We start from the raw sequence: 21,548 nt of genomic DNA, 5'->3' as shown, positions 1-21,548 counted from the left end.
TATGCAGAAGAAATCATTTAAATGGTTTCTTCTTTTTTATTCTTATAACGATTTTTCCAACTTCTGATGACGACCCAACGCCAGAGTAGATGTGTGCTTAGATAGAAAATAACAGCAAATAAAATCGCTTCAATAACGAGTCCAGAAACCAATATCTTGGCTAAACTAAAATCAATATGACCATGCCCAAAGTTCTTAATCCAGTTTAAAATTTGATGTAGAACGCCAAGTAGCATTTCTTTATTAATCATATTGACGTGATAAATTTTTGTCCCAAACCAAAAGCCTAAATACAGAATTGGTACCACGGTAAACGGATTGGTCAACCATGCCATACAAAGGCCAATCGGTAAATTTACTTCAAAAAATAATACGGTCAGAATAATAAACAGACTATGAAAGGGGACGGGTAAAATCCCCCAAAAGGTGCCTATAAACATGGCTTTTGCAATCGAGCGACGATTCACATACCAAAGCAATGGATTTAAGGCGCGATCACCAAAAATTTTCATCAGCTTTAGGCTCGCGACTTTCTCTGATGAAGGCAGCCACTTGTGAAAGAATTGCTTAGGCATAAACGCGGAAATAGACCCAATAGGACAGATAAATAGGAAATTGTATAGAAAATAACACGATTTACTTAGTGAAAACTTAAAATAGCGTCAGACATTATTGCACTAAAAATAAGCCCAAGACGAATAGGTTACATTTATTGTATTTTAAATAGACGTCTTTTATGCGGTGACTGCTGAGTAGAGTAGGCTTGAATTTAATAAAATAAATATAAAACAGTTGCTTAAGCTACATTTAGTCATAACTGTTTACAGTTAATTTTTTGCTATGGCTTGTGAATTGGATTAATCTGAAATTATCTTCTAGTGAGGTCATTCAATGATTTCATGGTTCTTTATTGGTTTAGTCATTACCATTCTATTGACTCCAGGCCCAACCAATACCTTATTGGCATCTTCTGGTATTCAGGTTGGATTGCGCAAGTCTTTACTATTGATTCCTGCTGAGGCAGTTGGCTATATCATTGCGATTACTGCGTGGGGAATGCTAATTGGTAAAGTCTCAGCGACTTTGCCAGCTTTACCAATTTTTCTGAAATTATTAAGTGCGGGTTATATCGTCTTTCTTGCGATTAAATTATGGCGCACTGCGAACCAAGAAGTGGCTTTAAATCAACCGACCATTCGACCTAGAGAGTTGTTATGTGCGACCTTGCTTAATCCTAAAGCATTGTTATTTGCTTCAGCGATATTTCCTGTTGCAGCATGGAAAAGCCAAGAGATTTATATTGCACATATGAGCAGTTTTGTCGGCTTGATTTTGCCAATTGCATTATTCTGGATTTCAGTTGGTGCAATGTTAGCAACAAATAAAGTTGCATGGTTGTCTCAATCAAAATTACAGCGCACTGCATCTGTAGTGCTTATGGCTTTTGCCATTCCAATTAGCTATTCAGCATTGATCAATTTATAACTTTGACAGCGTTATCCACATAACAGGATAGTGCTGTTGTTTTCATTGATATCATTTTACGTTAAAGTACTCGCCAATTATTAACTTCGTCTATGGATAAAAAGTCATGGCAATAAAATCTGATCGTTGGATTCGTGAAATGAGCGAAAAACACGGCATGATTGAACCTTATGCAGAGAATCAAGTTCGTTTTGATGAAAACGGAGAAAAGTTGATTTCTTATGGGGTATCGAGCTATGGCTACGATGTCCGTTGTGCGCGCGAATTTAAGGTGTTTACCAACGTTCATTCAGCGATTGTTGACCCGAAGAATTTCGATGATAAAAGCTTTATCGATATCGAATCTGATGTGTGTATCATTCCACCCAACTCATTTGCGTTAGCGCGTACCATCGAATACTTCCGCATTCCACGTAATGTTTTAACCGTTTGCTTGGGTAAATCAACATATGCGCGTTGCGGCATCATTGTAAACGTTACGCCATTAGAGCCTGAGTGGGAAGGTCACGTGACACTTGAGTTCTCAAATACAACTAACCTACCAGCACGTATTTATGCAGGTGAAGGTGTTGCACAAATGTTGTTCTTTGAAAGCGATGAAGTATGTGAAACATCATATAAAGACCGCGGTGGTAAATACCAAGGTCAAACGGGTGTGACTTTACCGAAGACCTAATTATTAGGGCTGATTAAAAAGCTCATTCTATGAAAATAGGGTGAGCTTTTTTTATGTGATTTGTTTAAACAAATTTTATATTTATGGCCTAAATTGTTTAGTTAAATTAAACTTGTATTTAATGTTATTTAAAATATAATTAAAAAACGATTTGTTTTTATACCAACTCACAGTGTGTAAATAGATTAGAACCTCGTCTGTGGTTGATATAAGACATTATAAAAATAAACAAATATGGATGTTTTAAACACGGAGGTCGGTCATGCGACAGTTTAAATCTCGTCATTTAGCAATATTTTTGTTAGGCAGTTCATGCTTAAATTTTGCATATGCCACTACCAGTACATTAAAAAGTATGACGGATAGTGAGTTATCTGCAACGACAGGGCAGGCATTAATGAGTCTGTCTTATATTTCACCCACGGACTTGGCTAATAAAGAGGCACAGCGCCCAGGCGGGGATAATAGCATCGGTTTTTATAAGCTGGGTTTAGAGGCCGAAATGGAACTCAATGTGAATATTAAAAAGCTTCAATTGGGTTGTGGTGGTGCCAATGGAGCGGGTAGCTGTGATATTGACATTGATTATCTGAGTTTAAGTGGCTTGGGAAATTCAGCGACATCCAATACAGATAGTGCGACTGACCGCGCAGCTCGAGCTGGCTCTTCTGCGGTCTTAACCAATCCATTTATCGAGTTTGCTATCAAAGATCCAGATAAGGCATCTACACGTCAAGTTGTTGGGCTTAACCTCAGTGCAGAAAAAGCATTGGGCCTCATAACGTTTGGTTTAGAAAATGGTCCTAACAAGAGCGGGATTAATTCACTGAGCGGGTATATGGAAATTGCTGCAACTACAGGTGTTGCCAATGTCAATGGTTTTGGTTCAAGTCTAGTGTCAGGAGAGGCTAGCCGAGGTACCTTGAATCAGTCAGATGGCTATAGTCCAATAACAGGTAAGATATGTTCCACGCCTCTTCTTTGTATACCAACGATTGACTTTGAAACCACCTCGTATGCGCTTAATCTTCGGGATAAAGCCACAGGAAGTAATATTTTAAAAGGTGATTTGGCTTTAGGACAACAAGCGATTACAGGGAAACGTATTAATACTGCCAATCTAACTGCTACAGCAAAAGTGCGTGATATCGATTTGAGTGGCAATATTGAGGCAAGAGTAGAAGGAGTCTATGATTTAAATAAACAGGTGACGGGTACGATTCAGAATTTGCTGGTCGATGTAGCGATTAGTGAGAATCTCGGCTATTTTCATAAAGCAAATCTAAATGGTACTGCAGCTTCATTGTCACTACAGTCTCAAAATATTCAATGGAGCAATAACAAGTCTGTTTCTCAGAATGGTTGGTGGTTAGAGTTTAGTAATCCAGTTGACATTGGTTTTATTGAACCTACTCTGAATGTAGATATTCCTAAAGCCACGCTAAATGAAGCGTTTGCACAAGTTTCTCAGTATTTGACAGATCATCCGATTGATTGTGGTGCATTAGGTGCATTAAATTGTCTTTTAGGTGATACTGTTCCTGTGGGTACAGTTAATTTAATCAATGCACCTCGACCCCAGATGGGCTTAACCGATTTGCAGTTGGCAACCCAAAACTTTACTCCAAACTGCTATGGTACATTGAAGTTTTGCTAAGTTTTTTGATGAATCTAAAAAGCAGCTTAAGCTGCTTTTTATTTTTTAATAATTAAGTATGGATTAAAAATGACCTTGAAATATAATTTGTTAGATTATTCGGTAATGAGTATATAAAACTTTAACCGTTATTTTTTATTTTCAGCTCTACTCCGTATCATTAATCATTTTGAAGTATCTTGCTGAGTATTTCCAAAAGCAGGCCACAAACATTTATGCATTATCTTCTCAATATAAAGTATTTCTGTAATCACCTTTATTGAGTTTGGATCTAAGTGTTCGTAGCTAGATACCGCAGCTATATTTTCTATAGCGTTACGTCAAAATTTTATTTTCCTGTACGGAAAGTGATCTATTTGATATTTATTACTATTATTTTTACTGTGACATTTTTTTACCTTTATGGGCTTTTTTTGTCATATATTGTATATTATTTAACACTTTTCAGGTTTATAGTGAGGGTAGTTGTAAGAATAATTATTAGCTTACTAATTTTTTGACGACCAATAAGTTTGATACAAAAAAATTATTTAGAGCTAATATTAAGAATCAAAAAAAGGATTTTATAATGAAAAATAAAGGTTTATCTACCATATTTTTAGGGATAATTGGAGTTTTTGTTAGTCCTGCATATGCCACAACCAGCACGTTGAAAAGTATGACGGATAGTGAGCTTTCTGCAACAACGGGACAGGCATTAATGAGTTTGTCTTATATTTCACCCACGGACTTGGCCAATAAAGAGGCACAGCGTCCAGGTGGTGATAAGACCATAGGTTTCTATAAGTTGGGTTTAGAAGCTGAAATGGAACTCAATGTGAATATTAAAAAGCTTCAATTGGGTTGTGGTGGTGTCAATGGAGCGGGTGGTTGTGATATTGACATAGATTATCTGAGTCTAAGCGGCTTGGGGAATTCGGCGACATCAAATACAGATAGTGCGACTGACCGTGCAGCTCGAGCTGGTTCTTCTGCAGTCTTGACTAATCCATTTATCGAGTTTGCAATCAAGGATCCAGATAAAGCTTCTACACGTCAAGTGGTTGGGCTTAACTTAAGTGCGGAAAAGGCATTTGGCTTAATTACCTTTGGTTTGGAAAATGGTCCTAACAAGAGTGGCATTAATTCACTGAGTGGTTATATGGAAATCGCAGCAACTACAGGTCTGGCCAATGTCAATGGTTTTGGTTCAAGTCTAGTATCAGGTGAAGCTTCTAGAGGAACATTAAATCAGTCAGATGGTTATAATCCAATTACAGGTAAGGTATGTAGTTTGCCTCTTCTTTGTGTACCTACGATTGATTTTACAACGAACTCTTATGCACTTAATCTTAGAGATAAAGCAACTGGTAGTAATATTTTAAAAGGTGACTTAACTTTAGGGCAACAAGCGATTACAGGGAAGCGTATTAATACAGCAAATTTGACTGCTACAGCTAAAGTACGTGACATTGATTTGAGTGGGAATATTGTCGCAAACGCAATAGGATTAAACTTGGATAGACAGGTCACAGGTACGATCCAAAACTTGTTGGTGGATGTAGCGATTAGTGAAAATTTAGGTTATTTCCATAAAGCGGATTTAAATGGTACAGCTGCGTCATTGTCCTTACAATCTCAAAATATTCAATGGAGCAATAACAAGTCTGTTTCTCAAAATGGTTGGTGGTTGGAGTTCACTAATCCAATCGATATTGGATTTATTGAACCTACTCTGAATGTCGATATTCCTAAAGCAACACTGAATGAAGCTTTTGCACAAGTCTCTAAGTATTTGAATGATAAACCAATTAACTGTGGTACATTTGGCGTATTAAACTGTCTTTTTGGCGATACGATTCCAACAGGTACGGTCAATTTAATCAATGCAACTCGGCCACAGATGGGCTTAACAGATTTGCAGTTGGCAACTCAAAACTTTACTCCAAACTGCTATGGTACATTGAAGTTTTGCTAAGTTTTTTGATGGATCTAAAAAGCAGCTTAAGCTGCTTTTTTATTTTTTGATAAGACAAGTAGTGTTCTGATTTGACCTTTATTGAATTGAAAATTAATTTATCTAGATAGGCCTTTTTTATCGGATTTTGCTTATTATTTAACAATATTTTGGTTTATATTGAGGCGGGTTAAATATCATAAAATAAAGCTATAGTATTTAAATAAGTGAAGCTTATGGGGATAAGCATCTTATTTAAATATTAAGGGTTTAAAAGGATTTTTATAATGAAAAATAAAGGCTTATCTGTAATGTTTTTAGGAGCGATCGGAATTTTTGTTAATCCTGCATATGCCACAACCAGCACATTGAGAAGTATGACCGATAGTGAGTTGTCTGCAACGACAGGACAGGCATTGATGAGTATGTCGTATATAGCTCCGAATGATCTTGCAAATAAAGAGTCACATCGTCCAGGAGGGGATAAGACTATAGGTTTCTATAAACTTGGTTTAGAAGCCGAGATGGAACTGAATGTGAATATTAAGAAATTACAATTGGGATGTGGTGGTGTCAATGGAACGGGTGGTTGTGATATTGATATTGATTATCTGAGTTTGAGTGGCTTGGGAAATTCGGCGACATCCAATACAGATAGCGCGACTGACCGTGCAGCTCGAGCTGGCTCTTCTGCAGTCTTAACCAATCCATTTATCGAGTTTGCAATTAAAGATCCTGACAAAGCATCAACACGGCAAGTAGTTGGGCTTAACTTAAGTGCCGAAAAAGCATTAGGTTTAATTACTTTTGGTTTGGAAAATGGTCCTAATAAAAGTGGGATTAACTCACTTAGTGGTTATATGGAAATCGCAGCAACCACAGGATTGGCAAATGTTAATGGTTTTGGTTCAAGTTTGGTGGCAGGTGAAGCCTCAAGAGGAACACTAAATCAGTCAGATGGCTATAATGCAATTTCAGGTGAGGTTTGTTCTGGTCTTGGTTCTTGTACACCTAGTAATATTACCAATATTGGTTTTAATACGCAGTCTTATGCGCTTAATCTTAGAGATAAAGCGACTGGTAGTAATATTTTAAAAGGTGATTTAACTTTAGACCAACAGCCAATTTCAGGGAAACGTATTACCAGTGCAAACTTAACTGCAACAGCAAAAGTTCGTGATATTGATTTGAGTGGAAACATTATTGCAAAAGCCGCAGGAATCTTAAATTTAGATAGACAGGTTACAGGTACAATTAGCAATTTAATGGTTGATGTGGCGATCAGTGAAAGTTTAGGTTATTTCCATAAAGCGGACCTTAATGGTACTGCGGCCTCATTATCATTACAGTCTCAAAATATCCAATGGACTAATAACAAATCTGTTTCTCAAAATGGCTGGTGGTTAGAGTTTTCAAATCCAATTGATATTGGTTTTATTCAACCTACTTTGAATGTGGATATTCCTAAAGCCACGTTGAATGAGGCATTCTCACAAGTATCAAATTATTTAACCAATATTCAGCCGATTAATTGTGGTTCCTGGGGGGTTTTGAATTGTCTTTTTGGCGATACCATTCCAACAGGTCCTGTAGATTTAAAAGATGCAACACGCCCACAGATGGGCTTAACAGATTTGGAACTAGCAACCCAAAGATTTACACCAAACTGTTATGGCACGCTTAAGTTCTGCTAATTTGTTGATTAATCTACAAAGCAGCTTAGGCTGCTTTTTTATTTTTTATAAGAAAAACTGTGGTCTGATCCATCATCTACCATTAAAGCTGTTTTACCGATATAGGCCATTTTTATCGGATTATGCTTACTAATTAACAAAAAATTAGTTTATATTGATCAGAGTTAAATGGCATCAGATGAAGCCATAGCGTTTTTATAAGTCAACTTATAGGGATAAGAGTCTTATTTAAGCTTTCAGGATTTAAAAGGATTTTGAGAATGAAAAGTAGAGGTTTACCTATATTCCTTTTGGGGACTATTGGCTTGTGCTTAAATGCAGCCTACGCCGCTTCTAGTACAATGCAAAGTATGACGGATAGTGAGTTGTCTGCAACAACTGGGCAGGCTTTAATGAGCTTGTCTTATGTTTCACCAACGGATTTAGCAAATAAAGAAGCACAACGTCCAGGTGGAGATAAAAACATAGGTTTCTATAAGTTAGGTTTAGAAGCCGAAATGGAACTCAATGTAAATATAAAAAAGCTCCAGTTAGGTTGTGGTGGTGTTAATGGGCCTGGTGGCTGTGATATTGATATTGATTACCTTAGTCTCAGCGGTTTAGGAAACTCTGCGACATCTAATTCAGATAGCGCAGCAGATCGTGCAGCTCGTGCAGGTTCATCAGCAGTATTAACCAATCCATTTATTGAATTTGCAATTAAAAATCCAGATAAAGCGTCTACACGACAAGTTGTCGGTCTTAATTTAAGTGCTGAAAAAGCATTGGGCTTAATTACGTTTGGTTTAGAGAATGGGCCTAACAAAAGTGGTATCAATTCACTCAGCGGTTATATGCAGATCGCACCGACTACGGGTATTGCCAATGTAAATGGTTTTGGTACCAGTCTGGTTTCAGGTGAGGCTGGTAAAGGTACATTAAAACAATCTGATGGATATGATCCGATTTCGGGTGAGGTATGCTGTACATTATTTGGTACAGGAAATATTCCATTTACAACAACAGCTTATAACTTAAATTTGCGAGATAAAGCGAGTGGAAGTAATACGTTAAAAGGTGATTTGATTTTAGGGCAACAAGAAATAACCGGAAAGCGGATTACCAATGCACCATTGACTGCGACGGCAAAGGTCAGAGATATAGCCTTGACTGGAACAATTGATGCAACTGCTCGAGCCTTAGGTTTTATTAATGTGCCATTAACAGGTAAAAATGTGACGGGTACAATCCAGAATTTAATGGTTGATGTGGCTATTAATGAGGATTTGGGTTATTTCCATAAAGCGAATCTTAATGGTACTGCGGCTTCATTATCATTACAGTCGCAAAATATTCAATGGACTAATAATACTTCTATTTCTCAGAATGGTTGGTGGCTGGAATTTACAAATCCAATTGACATTGGATTTATTGAGCCAGCGCTCTCGGTTGATATTCCTAAAGCAACATTGAATGAGGCATTCAGACAGGTAAGTGCATTTTTAAAAACGGATGAAGGGCGGATTTTTTGTGGAAACAATCTTGCGAGTGAATGCCTATTTGGCAGTGATATTCCTGTCGGTACCGTCAATTTAATAAATGCGACACGTCCGCAAATGGGCTTAACTGATTTAGAATTAGCGACCCAGAAATTTACGCCAAACTGTTATGGCACGCTAAAGTTTTGTTAAACTTTATGCTGATCATATAAAGCAGTTTAGGCTGCTTTATATTTATGCGCTTATCGGAAAAATGTAACATTTAGCCAGTTTGTTTTGCATTTGTGTAATTATTCGGCATAATAAATTCTGTGATGAGATAGACATGATTCGTCTATATTTTGAGTGATGCTAGGAAGCAGGGTTTAAAATCGCTCAGAGGGATGAAAGAAAAAATATAATGTAGGTGCGGAGCACTAGGTAATTAGGAAGGTCAAGATGGCTATACTCCAGATGGATTCATTTCAAAAGACTGTTTTAGCGAGCCTGATAGGACTATGTGTCAGTCAGTCAGCTTTTGCATTGCAAGAAATATCAGATGAGGGTTTAAGCCAAACTATCGGTGAGGGTATCGCATTACTTCCTCAGAATACCTATATGATTTTTCAGGGCGAAAAAGCGACCACGACAGGAGCCGATTTACTCAATCGACAATTAGATACTGGTTATATTAACTATGTACCAGTAGGTCCTCTATCACTTACCGCGACGGATACCAATAAGAGTGGCGGTGTGGATGCTACAGATCGTGCTGTAGGTAAAGCAGACATATTTCTATATGGATTAGCAGTTTCTGCATCAAATTCGGCACGTACAACAAATAATAATGAGCGCGTGGGCTTAAATACTGCTGGAAATGCGATTAATGCAATTAGTAGCTGGGGAACTGCAAGTAATCCGTGGCTGTTAAAAGTTCAATCTGAATCGAACATCCCGACTTTTACACCAGATGGAAGTACGCCAAATACAGATACAGGTGTAGTTACGTATATGGCTTTGGAATCACCATTGTATGAATATTATAATGACAATACGAGTGGTACTGGTGCTCCAACGGTAATCAAAACTGGTGCTGATGCCGCGGGTGCGAACGCATATAACTTAAAATTGGGTTTATGGGCTGATGCGTTTGTACGTAACCCAAATAAAGCTGACGGTGCAGCGGATCAATTTCAGTATGGGAATAGTGTTGGCCAAATTGGTACAAATATTGATGCTAATCGTGCCAATCGTTTACGTCTACAAGGGATCTGGAATGGTTTTAGTTTAAATGGCAGTAATTTAAAAATATTTCAGACATTAAATGGTGCTGGAAATACGGGGGGATTAAGCCCTTTTTATAACAATACATTGGGCTTATCAGGTGTTTTTCGCTTCAATAGCGGTGATGGTTCTAATTTAAAAGCGGGGATGACGATAAATACCCCAACATCAACAAAAACAGATAGTTTACCAACACTGAGTGCAGGTCAGACATGTACAGCTTGTGGTTCTGGATCTGATATTTGGACACCACGTTATAGCCCAGATCAAACGAGTAATCCTGGTGCGACTGGTGTTGTTCAATATCGTATTCGTAGTCAAACTACAAAAGTAACATCAACGGGAAATTGGACAGCGCCAACAGGTCTGAATGATCGTGTACTACGTTTAAGTACCAGAGAAACAGCAGATACGAATAATTTGGCAACACCTGCTATTCAAGGTGGCAACGCACCTACTTTCGATGCAAACGAAGGCATTTTTATCTATAACTTAAATACCAACCTTGTGTTGGGTAATTTATATCAACCTGTGATTTTGGGCTCCGATGGTAAAAACTTCAGTTTAGAGGTTGCTCGGATTCCAAATAAAGAAAGTATTTATAAGAAAATTTATACCGATTATTCAGGTTTGGACCAGAGCTATAAAGGGTCAACTTGTAATGTTTATCAATGCGGTAGCAATGTTAGCCTAGGTGGAAAAACCTACCAAGGTTCCAATGCTACCCACAGCAGCATTAGTATCGGATCGGTATATAGCGCTGATGGTGGCAAAACACTCCAAGCATTTAAAGGCAATAGTACGCAGGATGCTGTTGGTATTTCTTTTGGATCTTTGAGTACGGGTAGCGTATCAAAAGATCAATATTTTTATCAGTTACAAAATCAACAACGAACAAGTGTAAGTTGTTCGGGCCTATTTTGTAGTGGTTACCGCTGGCAATATCGGACTAGTAGTGGATCAACCACAGGAAGTAATGGGGACTATGGTTTACGCTTCGACTCTACTAGTGGTGTGAATTGGGTCAATATTGATAGTACATCTTTCTATGACCCTACTACGGCTAACACTGGTTATACGCGACAAGATAATGGAAATAACAATTTAAAATTTGTTGTTCCGAGTACTACGGGTGCATTACCGAATGCTCGCTTTGAAGATGGGAAGTGGTATACAACAACACCAAATGCAGATCTCAATACATATAAGTTAAATACAGCTTCACCAATAAATAATATGGGCTCAGCTGTGATTGATGGTGTCTTGATTCAGCATCTTAAAATTACGACGACTGGTCTATAACGGGAGTAATATGATGAAAAGAATCACAACGTTACTTCTTTTATTGATGACAACTTTGACTCATGCTGAGTTGCAAGTTTTGGATAATGACGCTCTTCAGGCTGTTGAAGGACAAGCAGGAGCTGATTTATCACTCAAATTATCACTTAACCAAGTTTATAATAGTACAACTGGAAAGTATGAATTTGATAATGGTTTAGGCGGTGTTTGCGCAAATTTAGCTTTTTGTCATCTTGGAATTTCTGTGAATAAGCGTTTTGTCAGAAATGGCAATCAACCCGTAAGTGATCCGACCCAAGCAAACCCTGCAAATAAACTTTGGCTAGTATTTAAAGGAATACAGGGGACTATCGACTTGCAAAAATTAGGGTTAGATGGTTTTGACTTAATTTACAATGATGATGGTGGCGCAGCAAAAACTAAACCAGCAATGCAATTAAGTTTTGATGCAACAAAGCCAATTTTAATCCGAAACTTTGGATTTAATGCACTTGCAATCGAACAAGATGATTTTACGAGTTATTATGATAGTACTGGAAAACTAGTTGAAGGGACTAATCCCGCAGCGGCACCAACAAGTGGGTATGGTTATTTAAAAGCAACAACCTATGCTGCTGATCATCCTTCAGTTTATGATCGTAATAAAGAAACAGGATTTATGGGACTGAAAATGAATGGCAATTTAGCAATACAAGGAAATGTCATGATGTTTTCTTGTGATGCTAGTCATCCTCGTTGCTAACCATGTCTAATTTCAAAGGATTGAAGTGATGAAAAATAAAAATTTAAATCATCAAAATATAAGATTTGCGCTCAATACTTTGGCTGCAAGTATTTTTTTTATTAGCCATTCTGCATATGCATTACAGGCATTAGATGATAGTGCTATGCGCAGTGTGAATGCACAGGATGGTGTTCATATTGAAACAGTCTATGACCAGATAAATGTAGATCAGTTCTATTGGCAGGACAATGCAGGTCGAGGAAGTGCTGACGCTACTGGTAATACTTTAAAAGCTGTTGCGAATAACTTTAGAATTCAAAAAAATGCTCTAGGTAACCAGCTTGGCACTAATTACAAGTTAAATACAGGTAGCAATGGTAATAAAACAGGCCTAGATATAGAGTTATCCTCAAATCCTTCATTAATTACGATTGATTCATTTCAAATTTGTGATACCAATCGGTGTAGTAGTGATATTGGTAACTTGGCGATCCAAACAACTTCTCCTTTGGATTTGAAATTCAAAACAGCTGATGGCTTATTTAGCAAAAACAGTCAAGCCTCTTTGGAATTGGGACTTAAAAATGCGACTGTTTACTTGGGGCAGACCTCAAATAGTCAGTTAAATCAATTGATTTTAAAGAACTTTAACTTCAATTTTTTGGGTAAAGGGGTAATGTTTGTTGATGCGGCTGAAGGGATGAAGCTACAGACCAATAATGCTTTACTTACTGGAAATGCTGCTAATGCATCATTAACTCAAACTCCTAATGGGGACTATGGTTATGTCGATTTTACGCGTGTTAAAGATACAGGCGCGGTGACAGCAGGTACATATTCCGAGGGTGGTGTTGCAAGCAATTCGGGTTTAAACCTTGAGTTTATGCTAAATAAAAATGTGAACCCAAGCTCTCCTTATACGCTTGATTCGACCAATACTCCATTGAATCAACAGGCAGCACCAAATAATAAGGCACAAGGTTTAATCCGGGTGGGTGCGAATGGGCGTATGGTTAACGGTTCTCTACAAGTACGTGGTCTGAACGCAAATGCGGCTATTGATCCAACTTATGGTACAAATTATGGCAATCCTAATGGCACCAATATTCTAGGCAAGACCAGTGATGGTAAAGCGATCATGGGGGAAACGGGTGTTGCGTTCCGCATGAAGGCCGAATTTACCAAAGACGGTGATTCCATGTTGGGAAGTGATGGTAAAGCAACGACTTTAGAAATTGGTGGTGCTGGATTAAATACCTATGGTTTTGAATTTGGTAATTTAACCGGATTACAGTTAGGTACCCGAGGTTCATTTGATACGGGTAACGTTTATATCAATTTAGTTGATGCAAAATCAGTATTTTTACCTGCGAATTATATTTTTCAAACCTCTAAGTTTGGTAATGGAAGTTTTCTAACCCGAGATGCTGATTATATTCAGAACATTCATACACAAACAGGCGCAAATAACCCATTTAGTCTATTAGTGGCAATTCGTGGTGCGGAGTTCCAAGCGATTTCTAGACGAGGTCGTTTTACCAACAGTGCAACCAATAATCCTCAAAGTGGCTATGCCGCGATTACGGACCATACAGATAATAATTGGGGGCTAGCACTGCCTTTTTATAATCTCAATGCCAATATGGCGATGTATGGTACAAGAGTAAATGCGAACGAAGTTTTCTATTTTGATAAAGCTGGTGTGAAGCATAGTGTTGCAAGTAGCGGAGATACTCCTCGATTAGGCTTCTCTTTAGGGATGAGTACCACAGGGGTAGATCGCGATGCGAGTTATAATGCTTTGGGAAACAAAACCACCTCAATTTTGGTGATAGATGGTGCGAAAAACTATTATATGGGTCTTCGTAACATTGATATGTTATTGAAGGGTACAGGTAGCCTTGGTCTTGAAAATGGTAGTTTGAATGCAACATTGAAAGATATGTTAATTGTCATGGCGGCGGAAGTTGCAGCAGGATATTTACCTGGGGCAAGTTATAGTGGTGGTACTGCACCAATTAATAATTTTGCTCTGAGTAGTGATGTCTTATTTGGTCTAAAACTTCGCGTTGGAGGAGATATGAATCTTTCTCTTATTCCAAATAATGAGTATAAAACTGACGGCACGGGCAATGCCTTGAATATTGTTGGTGATCTAAAACTCAATGCTGCAAGTAATAACACCATTCAAATCAGTGATCCTGTGGATGGTTCTACTCTAGGTCTAGATAATATCCAAGGCGATCTAGCGTTTAATAACGCAATCCAAATTAACCGACATAGTTCAGGTGAAGGTGTGGCAAGCTTTAATGCCGGAATAACATTTAACCCAAATCGTACCACTGACGGTGTATTTAGAACTAGAGATATTAATCTTTATCCACCATCAGGCAGTGCGCAGCGATTGGGTGAAATGGCAATTACTGGTGGACGTTTGACGAGTCAATTTTCTATTATGCCTAGAAACTAAATCGCTTTAAACTTATAGAGACAGTCATTTTCCATCTATCTATTAATTGTGAAAATGATTGTGCTTCCAGCGCGTTATGCTAAGCTCTAGTATATATTTTAAACATTTGTCTACGGATGAGGACAATGAATAAAAACAAGAAATTAGGATGTTTGTCATTATTGTTGTTAAGTCCATTAGCAATGGCAATGCAACCAATGGATGACCAAAGTCTTTCTGCAATGACTGGGCAGAATGGTTTAACAATTGGTGTTCAGGCAAATGTTCAATTTAATCAAATGGCAATCATTGATAATGATGGCTTGTCTTATAGTGGTTATACGGCTCCGTCTTATACCAATCGAGCAGGTCTAGTGATTGCTGGTGTGGCAGGGCAAGCGACTGCAGCACCAGTGAAAGTGTCTGGTTTGAATGGTAGTTCTGAAACCACTCTAGGATTTAGAGCTGCGATTGATACCGATGCTGGAACAGCTTCGAAAGGTGGGACTTTTGCTAATATCGCATTGAGTTTTAATAATAATGTTACGGGTCTTCGGATTTCTCCCTTCTCAATTTATACTGCTACGTCAAGTTCTCTTTCTAATCTAAATAGTAGTACTTACACACGAAATACTATTTTTAATTCAGGTACTTTGCTGAAAAATGATGTAAAAGAGCTATTGCGTGTAGGGGGAATAGATATTGTTTTTGGTTCCAATAAGCCAAGCATGAATATTCAGATGGGCGCGGCTCCACAGGGGCATATGGTGATGTTTGATGGAGCGATTGAGTCAATCTGTGGCTCAGGTACGGGTTGTAATATCATGTTGGTGTCAGATTATGCTGCTGCTGGAAATTCTACTACAGCACCTGTTGGCGCAAGTTTTGACTTTAAACTAACTGGAAATAATGGTAATCCTTTCGGGCTTAAAGGTTTTTATGCGGGCATTTATGGTCCAGCAGGCGCCACGGATAAAGGTGGAGTGATTTTTGGAAATACGGGCACCAGTAGTAAGTTTGATTTACAGCTAAATAATGTATTACTTGGTACCAGTGGGTCCCAGAAGGCAGGTACTTTTAATAATTTGCCAAATGCTTCAATCGGTAATATTGGTATGTCAGGTGCTTCTGTGACAAATTTACAGATGAAAGTGAGTGGGATGTAGTTTTGCATCTCCAATTAATAATGAATTTTAAAGCGGCCTAGGCCGCTTTTTTTATAACATGAGGGGGTAGCTGTAAATTTAGCTTTGTTTTAAGTATTGGATAATTTCATCTAATTGCTTGATCTTCTTCACTTGCCCCCACAAAGCTTGCGCTTCAGGGTACGCCTTGGTCATCATACCTAGCCATTGCTTATAGCGTCCTACCATGCCAATTTCAGTTTTATATTGGCCGCTTAAGAAGCGTAATTGTAATTCAACTAAATCTTGCCAAGATAGCATGGCCTGATCCATATTTTCTCGAATACATAGGGTTAAATCTGGTGTGGTCACAGCCCCTCGACCAATCATCAAATCTTGACAATGCGATTGCTCTAAGCAGGCTTTTGCACCGGCATTGTTCCAGATCTCACCGTTGGCAATCACATTAATTTTCAATGCTTCGGTAATCGGTTGGATTTTTTCCCAATAGGCAGGTGGGGTATAACCATCTGCTTTAGTACGTGCATGTACGGTGAGCCAGCTCGCACCTGCATCTTCAATCGCATGGGCATTATCTAAGGTATGGTTTTCATCAAGATAGCCCAAGCGCATTTTGGCTGAAACAGGAATGTGTGCAGGCACTGCATCACGAACGGCTTTCACCAACAGATGTACGGTTTCAGGTTCGTCCAGTAAAACAGAACCACCACGATGACGATTCACAGTTTTCGCTGGACAACCAAAATTTAGATCGATCGCAGGTGCACCCAGTTGCACGACTTTTGCTGCATTGGCTGCTAACATCTCTGGGTTATTGCCAAGGAATTGTACATGTACAGGCGTGCCTGCTGCGGTTTTGCCGTCATTTTTGAGTTCAGGACAAAAATTATCGTAGATATGATCTGGCAGAATGCTATCGGTAATACGGATAAACTCAGTCACGCACCAATCAAAACTGCCAACATGGGTGAGCACGTCACGCATGATCGGATCAGTCAGACCTTCCATTGGAGCGAGTACAAGTTTCACGATTTTTTACCTAGATAAGCGAAAACAGCGTTATACGCATTTTCAGATAGGCTGTCTAGTTTTTATTAAAATGCGAAAAATCTAGCGACCTAAAATCATTTCTAATACAAATTTGCTGCCCATAAAGCCAATGGCGAGTAGGACAAAACCAGTAATAGTAAAGCGAATCGCTTTACGGCCGCGCCAGCCAAATTTGTAATGCCCAATCAATAGTGCGCCATATAAGAACCATGAAATAATACTAAACGCGGTTTTATGTGCCAGATGCTGCGCAAAGAAGTTATCAATGGTAAAGAAACCAAATAACAATGCTGCGGTCAATAAACCGAAACCAGTAATAATCAGGTCAAATAACAGGGATTCCATGACTTGGAAAGGGGGTAATAAATTGACCCAGATCCGTCGTTTTTGCTTCTTTTTCAGTTCCCGATCTTGGAACCAAAGCAATACTGCATGAATGGTTGCCATTAACAAAACTGCATAGGCCGATAATGACAGAATAATATGTAAATCTAAGCCTAAGCTATGTTGTTCAATAATTTGATTCGGTTGGCTAAAGGCAAAGCCTAGAATTAAACCGAAGGCTGCAACAGGCGTCCCAATCAGATTCAACGGGAGGATGGGGCGGATCAGGCTCAGGATTAAACTGAGTGCCAGCATTAGCCCTGAAGTAAATGACATCAGATTAAAGACATCATAATTCACCCCAATCGGTGTCATCATGTCTTGGTAGAGCACAGTACTATGCAGTACTAACCCTAATCCAACCATAAGACCATAACACCAAAGATTTGGACTACGTTTTGACATCAATCGTATAAACAAATACCAAAAAGAACTGGTATAGGCGATGAGTGCCAAAATTGTGTAAACCAAGGGGAGACTGATCATGTCAAACCTTTTGTAGGAGGATGAATAATATTCACCATATAAGATATAAATTCACTTCGAACTACAGTATCCTATAGCATCTTACGCATAAATTTTCTATTTTAAGAAAGATTTTTTTGCAACTAGCCATTTTAAGCGGATTTCGCAATGTTTGATACCTTAACAGAACGACTCACACAGAGTTTAAGAAATGTTACTGGCTCAGGGCAGCTGACCGAAGACAATATTAAAGATACCCTACGTGAAGTACGTATGGCACTTCTTGAAGCCGATGTGGCGTTACCTGTAACTCGTGAATTTATCGCGAAGGTTAAGGACGAAGCGCTTGGACAGGAAGTGATGACTCAGCTTTCTCCTGGTCAGGCATTTGTAAAGATTGTCTATGATGAACTCACCAAGATGATGGGTGAGGCAAATGAGAGTTTAGATTTAAGCGCAAAACCGCCTGTAGTTGTCTTACTCGCTGGTTTACAAGGTGCGGGTAAAACCACAACTGCGGCAAAATTAGCGCGTTTCTTGAAAGAACGTCAAAAGAAAAAAGTCATGACCGTTTCTGCTGACGTTTATCGTCCAGCAGCAATCAAGCAGCTAGAAACCGTATCCAATGAAGTTGGTGTAGGTTTCATTCCATCTGAAGCATCTGAAAAGCCAATTGATATTGTTAATCGTGCGATTGAGCAAGCGAAAATTCAGTTTGCAGATGTCTTGATTGTCGATACTGCAGGTCGTCTACATGTCGATGAAGACATGATGGATGAGATTAAAGAATTACATGCTGCGGTGAAACCAACCGAGACTTTATTCGTTGTGGATGCGATGACAGGTCAGGATGCTGCCAATACAGCAAAAGCGTTTAATGATGCTTTGGCTTTGACAGGTGTGATTCTGACGAAGACTGATGGTGATGCACGCGGTGGTGCAGCACTTTCTGTTCGTGCCATCACAGGCAAGCCAATCAAATTCTTGGGGATTGGTGAAAAACTCGATGCACTTGAACCATTCCATCCAGATCGTGTTGCACAACGTATCTTGGGTATGGGTGACGTCCTTTCTTTGGTCGAAGAAGTTGAACGCAAGATCGACAAAGAAAAAGCCGAAAAAATGGCGAAAAAATTGCAGAAAGGCGGAACCTTCAACTTTGAAGATATGCTGATGCAGTTTGAGCAAATGAGCAAAATGGGCGGCATGATGGGCTTCTTAGATAAGTTGCCTGGTATGAGCAATGCGGGCATTCAGGACGCGATTGAAAAAGCCAATCCTGAAAAGCAAGTTAAGCGTATGGAAGCCATTATCCAGTCGATGACGATCAAAGAGCGTCGTAACCCTGACTTGATGAATCCAAGCCGTAAAAAGCGTATTGCTGCAGGTTGTGGTATGGATGTGGCTGAAGTCAATAAGCTGATCAAGCAACAGGCGCAAATGGCGAAGATGATGAAGAAATTTGCTAATCCATCGGGTATGAGCAAAATGCTGAAATCATTAGGCAATATGCAAAAACAATTTGGTGGTGGTGGCGGTAATATGGGACCTTTATTTGGTAATAATGACCAAAAAAAGTAAGCAATTACTGAACATTAAAAAAGGCGCCTCTGGTGCCTTTTTTAATGTTTTGATCTTGTGCTGTTGTATAAATTTAATACAAAACATCAACACTCAATAGGATTTAAAAATAAGAAAATTAAAACTAAACCTATGTTTTATATTGAAAAGTAGTGTTAACTATGTCACATAATTCAAAAAATAATGTATTTATTCTGCATTGCGAGAATGCTGATCCAGAACAGCATTGGTATCTCTGGCTAGAACAGCAGTTAAAAAGTGAAACAGTTGGGGTTGAACGTATTTTTCTAGCTGATGCAAATCATCCGGAAGCTGAGATTTGGCAGACATGTTTGGAAGCACAGTTAAAAGGCTTGAATGAGCACAGCATTGTAGTCGCACATGGTTTGTCCTGTGTGGCTGTGGCTCGGTTTTTAGCAAAGAAGTTGAAGCAAACGACATTGAAAGCAGGGATTTTTATTGCGGGTTTTAGTGATGCAATATCGAATCATCCTGAATTTAATGCCTTAATTGAGCATTCATATTTTGAAAGTGGCATCTTACGAGCTAACATCAAACGACGTCTGGTTTTCTTTTCTAGCAATAATCCAATCGTGCCTGTACCTTTAACTTTTAAATTTTCCAATTTACTCAATGCCCAGTTGATTGAGGTGGCTCAAGCCGGGCATTTCCGTCGTGAAGATGGTGTTAATGAGTTTCCGCAGTTATTACAGGCAATTCAAACTTTAGTAAAAGCGGAATTGAGTTGAACATAATGCCTTAAGCCTTTAAGTAATAAATCTGATTCGACTTGAGGCTGATAATGACTGAGGAATTTGGCAAATAAACTGGCATCACCACCAGTTAAAATCAGCTTTTTAGGCGATTGCTGCATAATTTGATCAATCGTACTGATCAGACCAAGCAAGATACCGTGATGTACTGCATCTACCGTATTATGGCCAGGTTTTAAATTGTCAAAGGCAGAATCTGGAATCTTGATGCCTTTGGTATTTTGAATCAGTGAGTCTCGTTGCAGATATAAATTTGGCAGAATATAACCACCCAAATGTTGCAATCCTTCGACTAAATCAATGGTTAGGGCAGTGCCACAGCCAATCACACAAAAGTTCTCATCTGACTTTGCCATAGCTAACACTTGTAGCCAACGGTCAATCCCGAGTTGACTTGGAACATCATAGCCACAGTGCAGACCAGCATATTCAGCATGGACTTTGGCAAAAATAATCGGAATATCCAGAATGTCGAGAATCATGTGAATACGTTGATTATTTTCTGAATCTAGAACGGAAGAGATTCCGACACGACTTAAATTCTGATGGCGAAAGTGTTGAATCAAACCGAGCAATAGGTCAGCAGGTGATTGCAGGTGTAATTCAGCAGCATGTTCGATTACTTGGTCATGTGCCGTGATCCAGTATTTTAAGCGGGTATTACCAATGTCCAGCCATAAACTTTTCATAGAATCATCATTTCCTCAAATCGAAGCGAGACGCAAACGGCCTTGATAGAATTGTTGAGTCTGATCGGTTTTGATCAGTACCGCACCATCATTGTTGATCCCTTGAAACAGCCCTTGAATTTTACCTTGTGTATATTCAAATTCAACGTTTTGATTGAGCCAAATCGCGTGATGGTTAAAGCGTTCTGCTAAATTATAGCTACCATGTTCAAACCATTGTGCTGCTTGTTGAATTGCCGTGTAGAGTTCAGCAATCAGGGCTAAACGATCAATTTGAGCTAAACCAAGCATCGCTAAAGAAGTAATCGGTTGATCTGCATTTTCCACAGGGGGCGTGTTTAAATTAATTCCTACACCGACAATCGCTTGGTTTGGTGAAAGTGGTTCAACCAAAATTCCCCCCCATTTGCCTTGTGGACTATATAAGTCATTTGGCCATTTGACTTGTAAGTTTAAACCACGCAAGCTCGGCACCTGTAGAATGTTCAGCGAAACCTCAAGCGCAAGACGACCATCCAGTGCTGTCTTGGTTTGAATCAGTGTGCTTAAATAAATATTTCCTTCAGGTGAGGCCCATTGTCGCTGGTGTTGACCACGACCCTGAGTCTGTTGTGCACTGCATACCAATCCTGTTGTAATGCCTTTTTGTGCAATTTCACGTATATCATCATTGGTCGAGGTTGTGGTTGTTTTGAGTAGCACCACTTCTGGAAATTGATTTTTTGCGTTCAATAATTGCTGAAGCTGGCGGGTTGCGAAATCATCCATCATTTTTACAAGTAGAGTGGTCATGTGTT

The 21,548-nt window shown here is 38.9% G+C and carries 17 protein-coding genes; 12 read left to right on the top strand and 5 right to left on the bottom strand.

The annotated features are described in order from the left end of the window. Positions 1-17 precede the first annotated feature (17 nt). Entirely contained in the window at positions 18-575 is a 558-nt protein-coding gene (locus GBI66_RS10300; protein WP_005210795.1) for a DUF2062 domain-containing protein, read from the bottom strand. Between the two features lie 316 nt (positions 576-891). Between GBI66_RS10300 and GBI66_RS10295 the strand changes: the two genes are divergently transcribed. The 10 genes from GBI66_RS10295 (at position 892) to GBI66_RS10250 (ending at position 15,830) form a co-directional block, all read left to right on the top strand. After that, positions 892-1,485 carry a LysE family translocator gene (locus tag GBI66_RS10295; protein WP_151716020.1) on the top strand — a complete coding sequence of 198 codons (594 nt, stop codon included), beginning with the start codon at positions 892-894 and terminating at the stop codon, positions 1,483-1,485. Between the two features lie 106 nt (positions 1,486-1,591). Next, complete coding sequence (gene dcd, locus GBI66_RS10290; RefSeq protein ID WP_003653416.1) at positions 1,592-2,161, top strand: dCTP deaminase; 570 nt, start codon at positions 1,592-1,594, stop codon at positions 2,159-2,161. 262 nt (positions 2,162-2,423) lie between these two features. Continuing rightward, complete coding sequence (locus GBI66_RS10285; RefSeq protein ID WP_151716019.1) at positions 2,424-3,818, top strand: hypothetical protein; 1,395 nt, start codon at positions 2,424-2,426, stop codon at positions 3,816-3,818. 568 nt (positions 3,819-4,386) lie between these two features. Beyond that, positions 4,387-5,775 carry a hypothetical protein gene (locus GBI66_RS10280; RefSeq protein WP_151716018.1) on the top strand — a complete coding sequence of 463 codons (1,389 nt, stop codon included), beginning with the start codon at positions 4,387-4,389 and terminating at the stop codon, positions 5,773-5,775. A gap of 266 nt (positions 5,776-6,041) precedes the next feature. After that, entirely contained in the window at positions 6,042-7,448 is a 1,407-nt protein-coding gene (locus GBI66_RS10275; RefSeq protein WP_151716017.1) for a hypothetical protein, read from the top strand. A gap of 260 nt (positions 7,449-7,708) precedes the next feature. Further along, positions 7,709-9,118, top strand: coding sequence for a hypothetical protein (locus tag GBI66_RS10270; protein ID WP_151716016.1), 1,410 nt, complete (start codon positions 7,709-7,711; stop codon positions 9,116-9,118). A 246-nt stretch (positions 9,119-9,364) separates the two neighbouring features. After that, the gene (locus GBI66_RS10265) at positions 9,365-11,491 is read left to right on the top strand and encodes a hypothetical protein (RefSeq protein ID WP_151716015.1); all 2,127 of its coding nucleotides are present in this window, start codon (positions 9,365-9,367) and stop codon (positions 11,489-11,491) included. A gap of 13 nt (positions 11,492-11,504) precedes the next feature. Next, positions 11,505-12,233, top strand: coding sequence for a DUF6160 family protein (locus GBI66_RS10260; protein WP_151716014.1), 729 nt, complete (start codon positions 11,505-11,507; stop codon positions 12,231-12,233). Positions 12,234-12,261: 28 nt separating this feature from the next. Then, entirely contained in the window at positions 12,262-14,685 is a 2,424-nt protein-coding gene (locus GBI66_RS10255) for a DUF6160 family protein (protein WP_151716013.1), read from the top strand. 125 nt (positions 14,686-14,810) lie between these two features. After that, entirely contained in the window at positions 14,811-15,830 is a 1,020-nt protein-coding gene (locus GBI66_RS10250; RefSeq protein ID WP_151716012.1) for a DUF6160 family protein, read from the top strand. 78 nt (positions 15,831-15,908) lie between these two features. Here the strand turns inward: GBI66_RS10250 and GBI66_RS10245 are convergent, their stop codons facing one another. Together GBI66_RS10245 and GBI66_RS10240 are read right to left on the bottom strand one after the other, a co-directional pair. After that, positions 15,909-16,838 carry a tRNA-dihydrouridine synthase gene (locus GBI66_RS10245; RefSeq protein ID WP_151716011.1) on the bottom strand — a complete coding sequence of 310 codons (930 nt, stop codon included), beginning with the start codon at positions 16,836-16,838 and terminating at the stop codon, positions 15,909-15,911. Positions 16,839-16,919: 81 nt separating this feature from the next. Beyond that, positions 16,920-17,729, bottom strand: a complete 810-nt coding sequence (locus tag GBI66_RS10240; RefSeq protein ID WP_005205568.1) for an inner membrane protein YpjD — start codon at positions 17,727-17,729, stop codon at positions 16,920-16,922. 147 nt (positions 17,730-17,876) lie between these two features. Here GBI66_RS10240 and ffh point away from each other — a divergent pair, with 147 nt between their 5' ends. Both ffh and GBI66_RS10230 read left to right on the top strand, forming a co-directional pair. Then, positions 17,877-19,289, top strand: a complete 1,413-nt coding sequence (gene ffh / locus GBI66_RS10235) for a signal recognition particle protein (RefSeq protein WP_005151147.1) — start codon at positions 17,877-17,879, stop codon at positions 19,287-19,289. A 161-nt stretch (positions 19,290-19,450) separates the two neighbouring features. After that, complete coding sequence (locus tag GBI66_RS10230; RefSeq protein ID WP_005191169.1) at positions 19,451-20,038, top strand: alpha/beta hydrolase; 588 nt, start codon at positions 19,451-19,453, stop codon at positions 20,036-20,038. Here GBI66_RS10230 and GBI66_RS10225 read toward each other — a convergent pair. Both GBI66_RS10225 and GBI66_RS10220 read right to left on the bottom strand, forming a co-directional pair. Continuing rightward, positions 20,008-20,751, bottom strand: a complete 744-nt coding sequence (locus GBI66_RS10225) for a pantothenate kinase (protein ID WP_005191166.1) — start codon at positions 20,749-20,751, stop codon at positions 20,008-20,010. The genes GBI66_RS10230 and GBI66_RS10225 overlap by 31 nt on opposite strands. Before the next feature lie 15 nt (positions 20,752-20,766). Next, a complete protein-coding gene (locus GBI66_RS10220) occupies positions 20,767-21,543 on the bottom strand; it encodes a biotin--[acetyl-CoA-carboxylase] ligase (protein WP_151716010.1) in 777 nt (258 codons plus the stop codon). Positions 21,544-21,548: the final 5 nt, after the last annotated feature.

Source organism: Acinetobacter sp. TUM15071, assembly GCF_008980925.1.
Classification (GTDB): Bacteria; Pseudomonadota; Gammaproteobacteria; order Pseudomonadales; family Moraxellaceae; genus Acinetobacter; species Acinetobacter dispersus.
The sequence above is the reverse complement of the archived record's forward strand: the minus strand, read 5'-3'. Positions and strand labels throughout refer to the sequence as shown.

Excerpts from the sequence above, each read along its gene's own strand:
- GBI66_RS10300 (WP_005210795.1), bottom strand. The coding sequence starts at position 575 with ATGCCTAAGCAATTCTTTCACAAGTGGCTGCCTTCATCAGAGAAAGTC.
- GBI66_RS10295 (WP_151716020.1), top strand. The coding sequence starts at position 892 with ATGATTTCATGGTTCTTTATTGGTTTAGTCATTACCATTCTATTGACT.
- dcd (WP_003653416.1), top strand. The coding sequence starts at position 1,592 with ATGGCAATAAAATCTGATCGTTGGATTCGTGAAATGAGCGAAAAACAC.
- GBI66_RS10285 (WP_151716019.1), top strand. The coding sequence starts at position 2,424 with ATGCGACAGTTTAAATCTCGTCATTTAGCAATATTTTTGTTAGGCAGT.
- GBI66_RS10280 (WP_151716018.1), top strand. The coding sequence starts at position 4,387 with ATGAAAAATAAAGGTTTATCTACCATATTTTTAGGGATAATTGGAGTT.
- GBI66_RS10275 (WP_151716017.1), top strand. The coding sequence starts at position 6,042 with ATGAAAAATAAAGGCTTATCTGTAATGTTTTTAGGAGCGATCGGAATT.
- GBI66_RS10270 (WP_151716016.1), top strand. The coding sequence starts at position 7,709 with ATGAAAAGTAGAGGTTTACCTATATTCCTTTTGGGGACTATTGGCTTG.
- GBI66_RS10265 (WP_151716015.1), top strand. The coding sequence starts at position 9,365 with ATGGCTATACTCCAGATGGATTCATTTCAAAAGACTGTTTTAGCGAGC.
- GBI66_RS10260 (WP_151716014.1), top strand. The coding sequence starts at position 11,505 with ATGAAAAGAATCACAACGTTACTTCTTTTATTGATGACAACTTTGACT.
- GBI66_RS10255 (WP_151716013.1), top strand. The coding sequence starts at position 12,262 with ATGAAAAATAAAAATTTAAATCATCAAAATATAAGATTTGCGCTCAAT.
- GBI66_RS10250 (WP_151716012.1), top strand. The coding sequence starts at position 14,811 with ATGAATAAAAACAAGAAATTAGGATGTTTGTCATTATTGTTGTTAAGT.
- GBI66_RS10240 (WP_005205568.1), bottom strand. The coding sequence starts at position 17,729 with ATGATCAGTCTCCCCTTGGTTTACACAATTTTGGCACTCATCGCCTAT.
- ffh (WP_005151147.1), top strand. The coding sequence starts at position 17,877 with ATGTTTGATACCTTAACAGAACGACTCACACAGAGTTTAAGAAATGTT.
- GBI66_RS10230 (WP_005191169.1), top strand. The coding sequence starts at position 19,451 with ATGTCACATAATTCAAAAAATAATGTATTTATTCTGCATTGCGAGAAT.
- GBI66_RS10225 (WP_005191166.1), bottom strand. The coding sequence starts at position 20,751 with ATGAAAAGTTTATGGCTGGACATTGGTAATACCCGCTTAAAATACTGG.
- GBI66_RS10220 (WP_151716010.1), bottom strand. The coding sequence starts at position 21,543 with ATGACCACTCTACTTGTAAAAATGATGGATGATTTCGCAACCCGCCAG.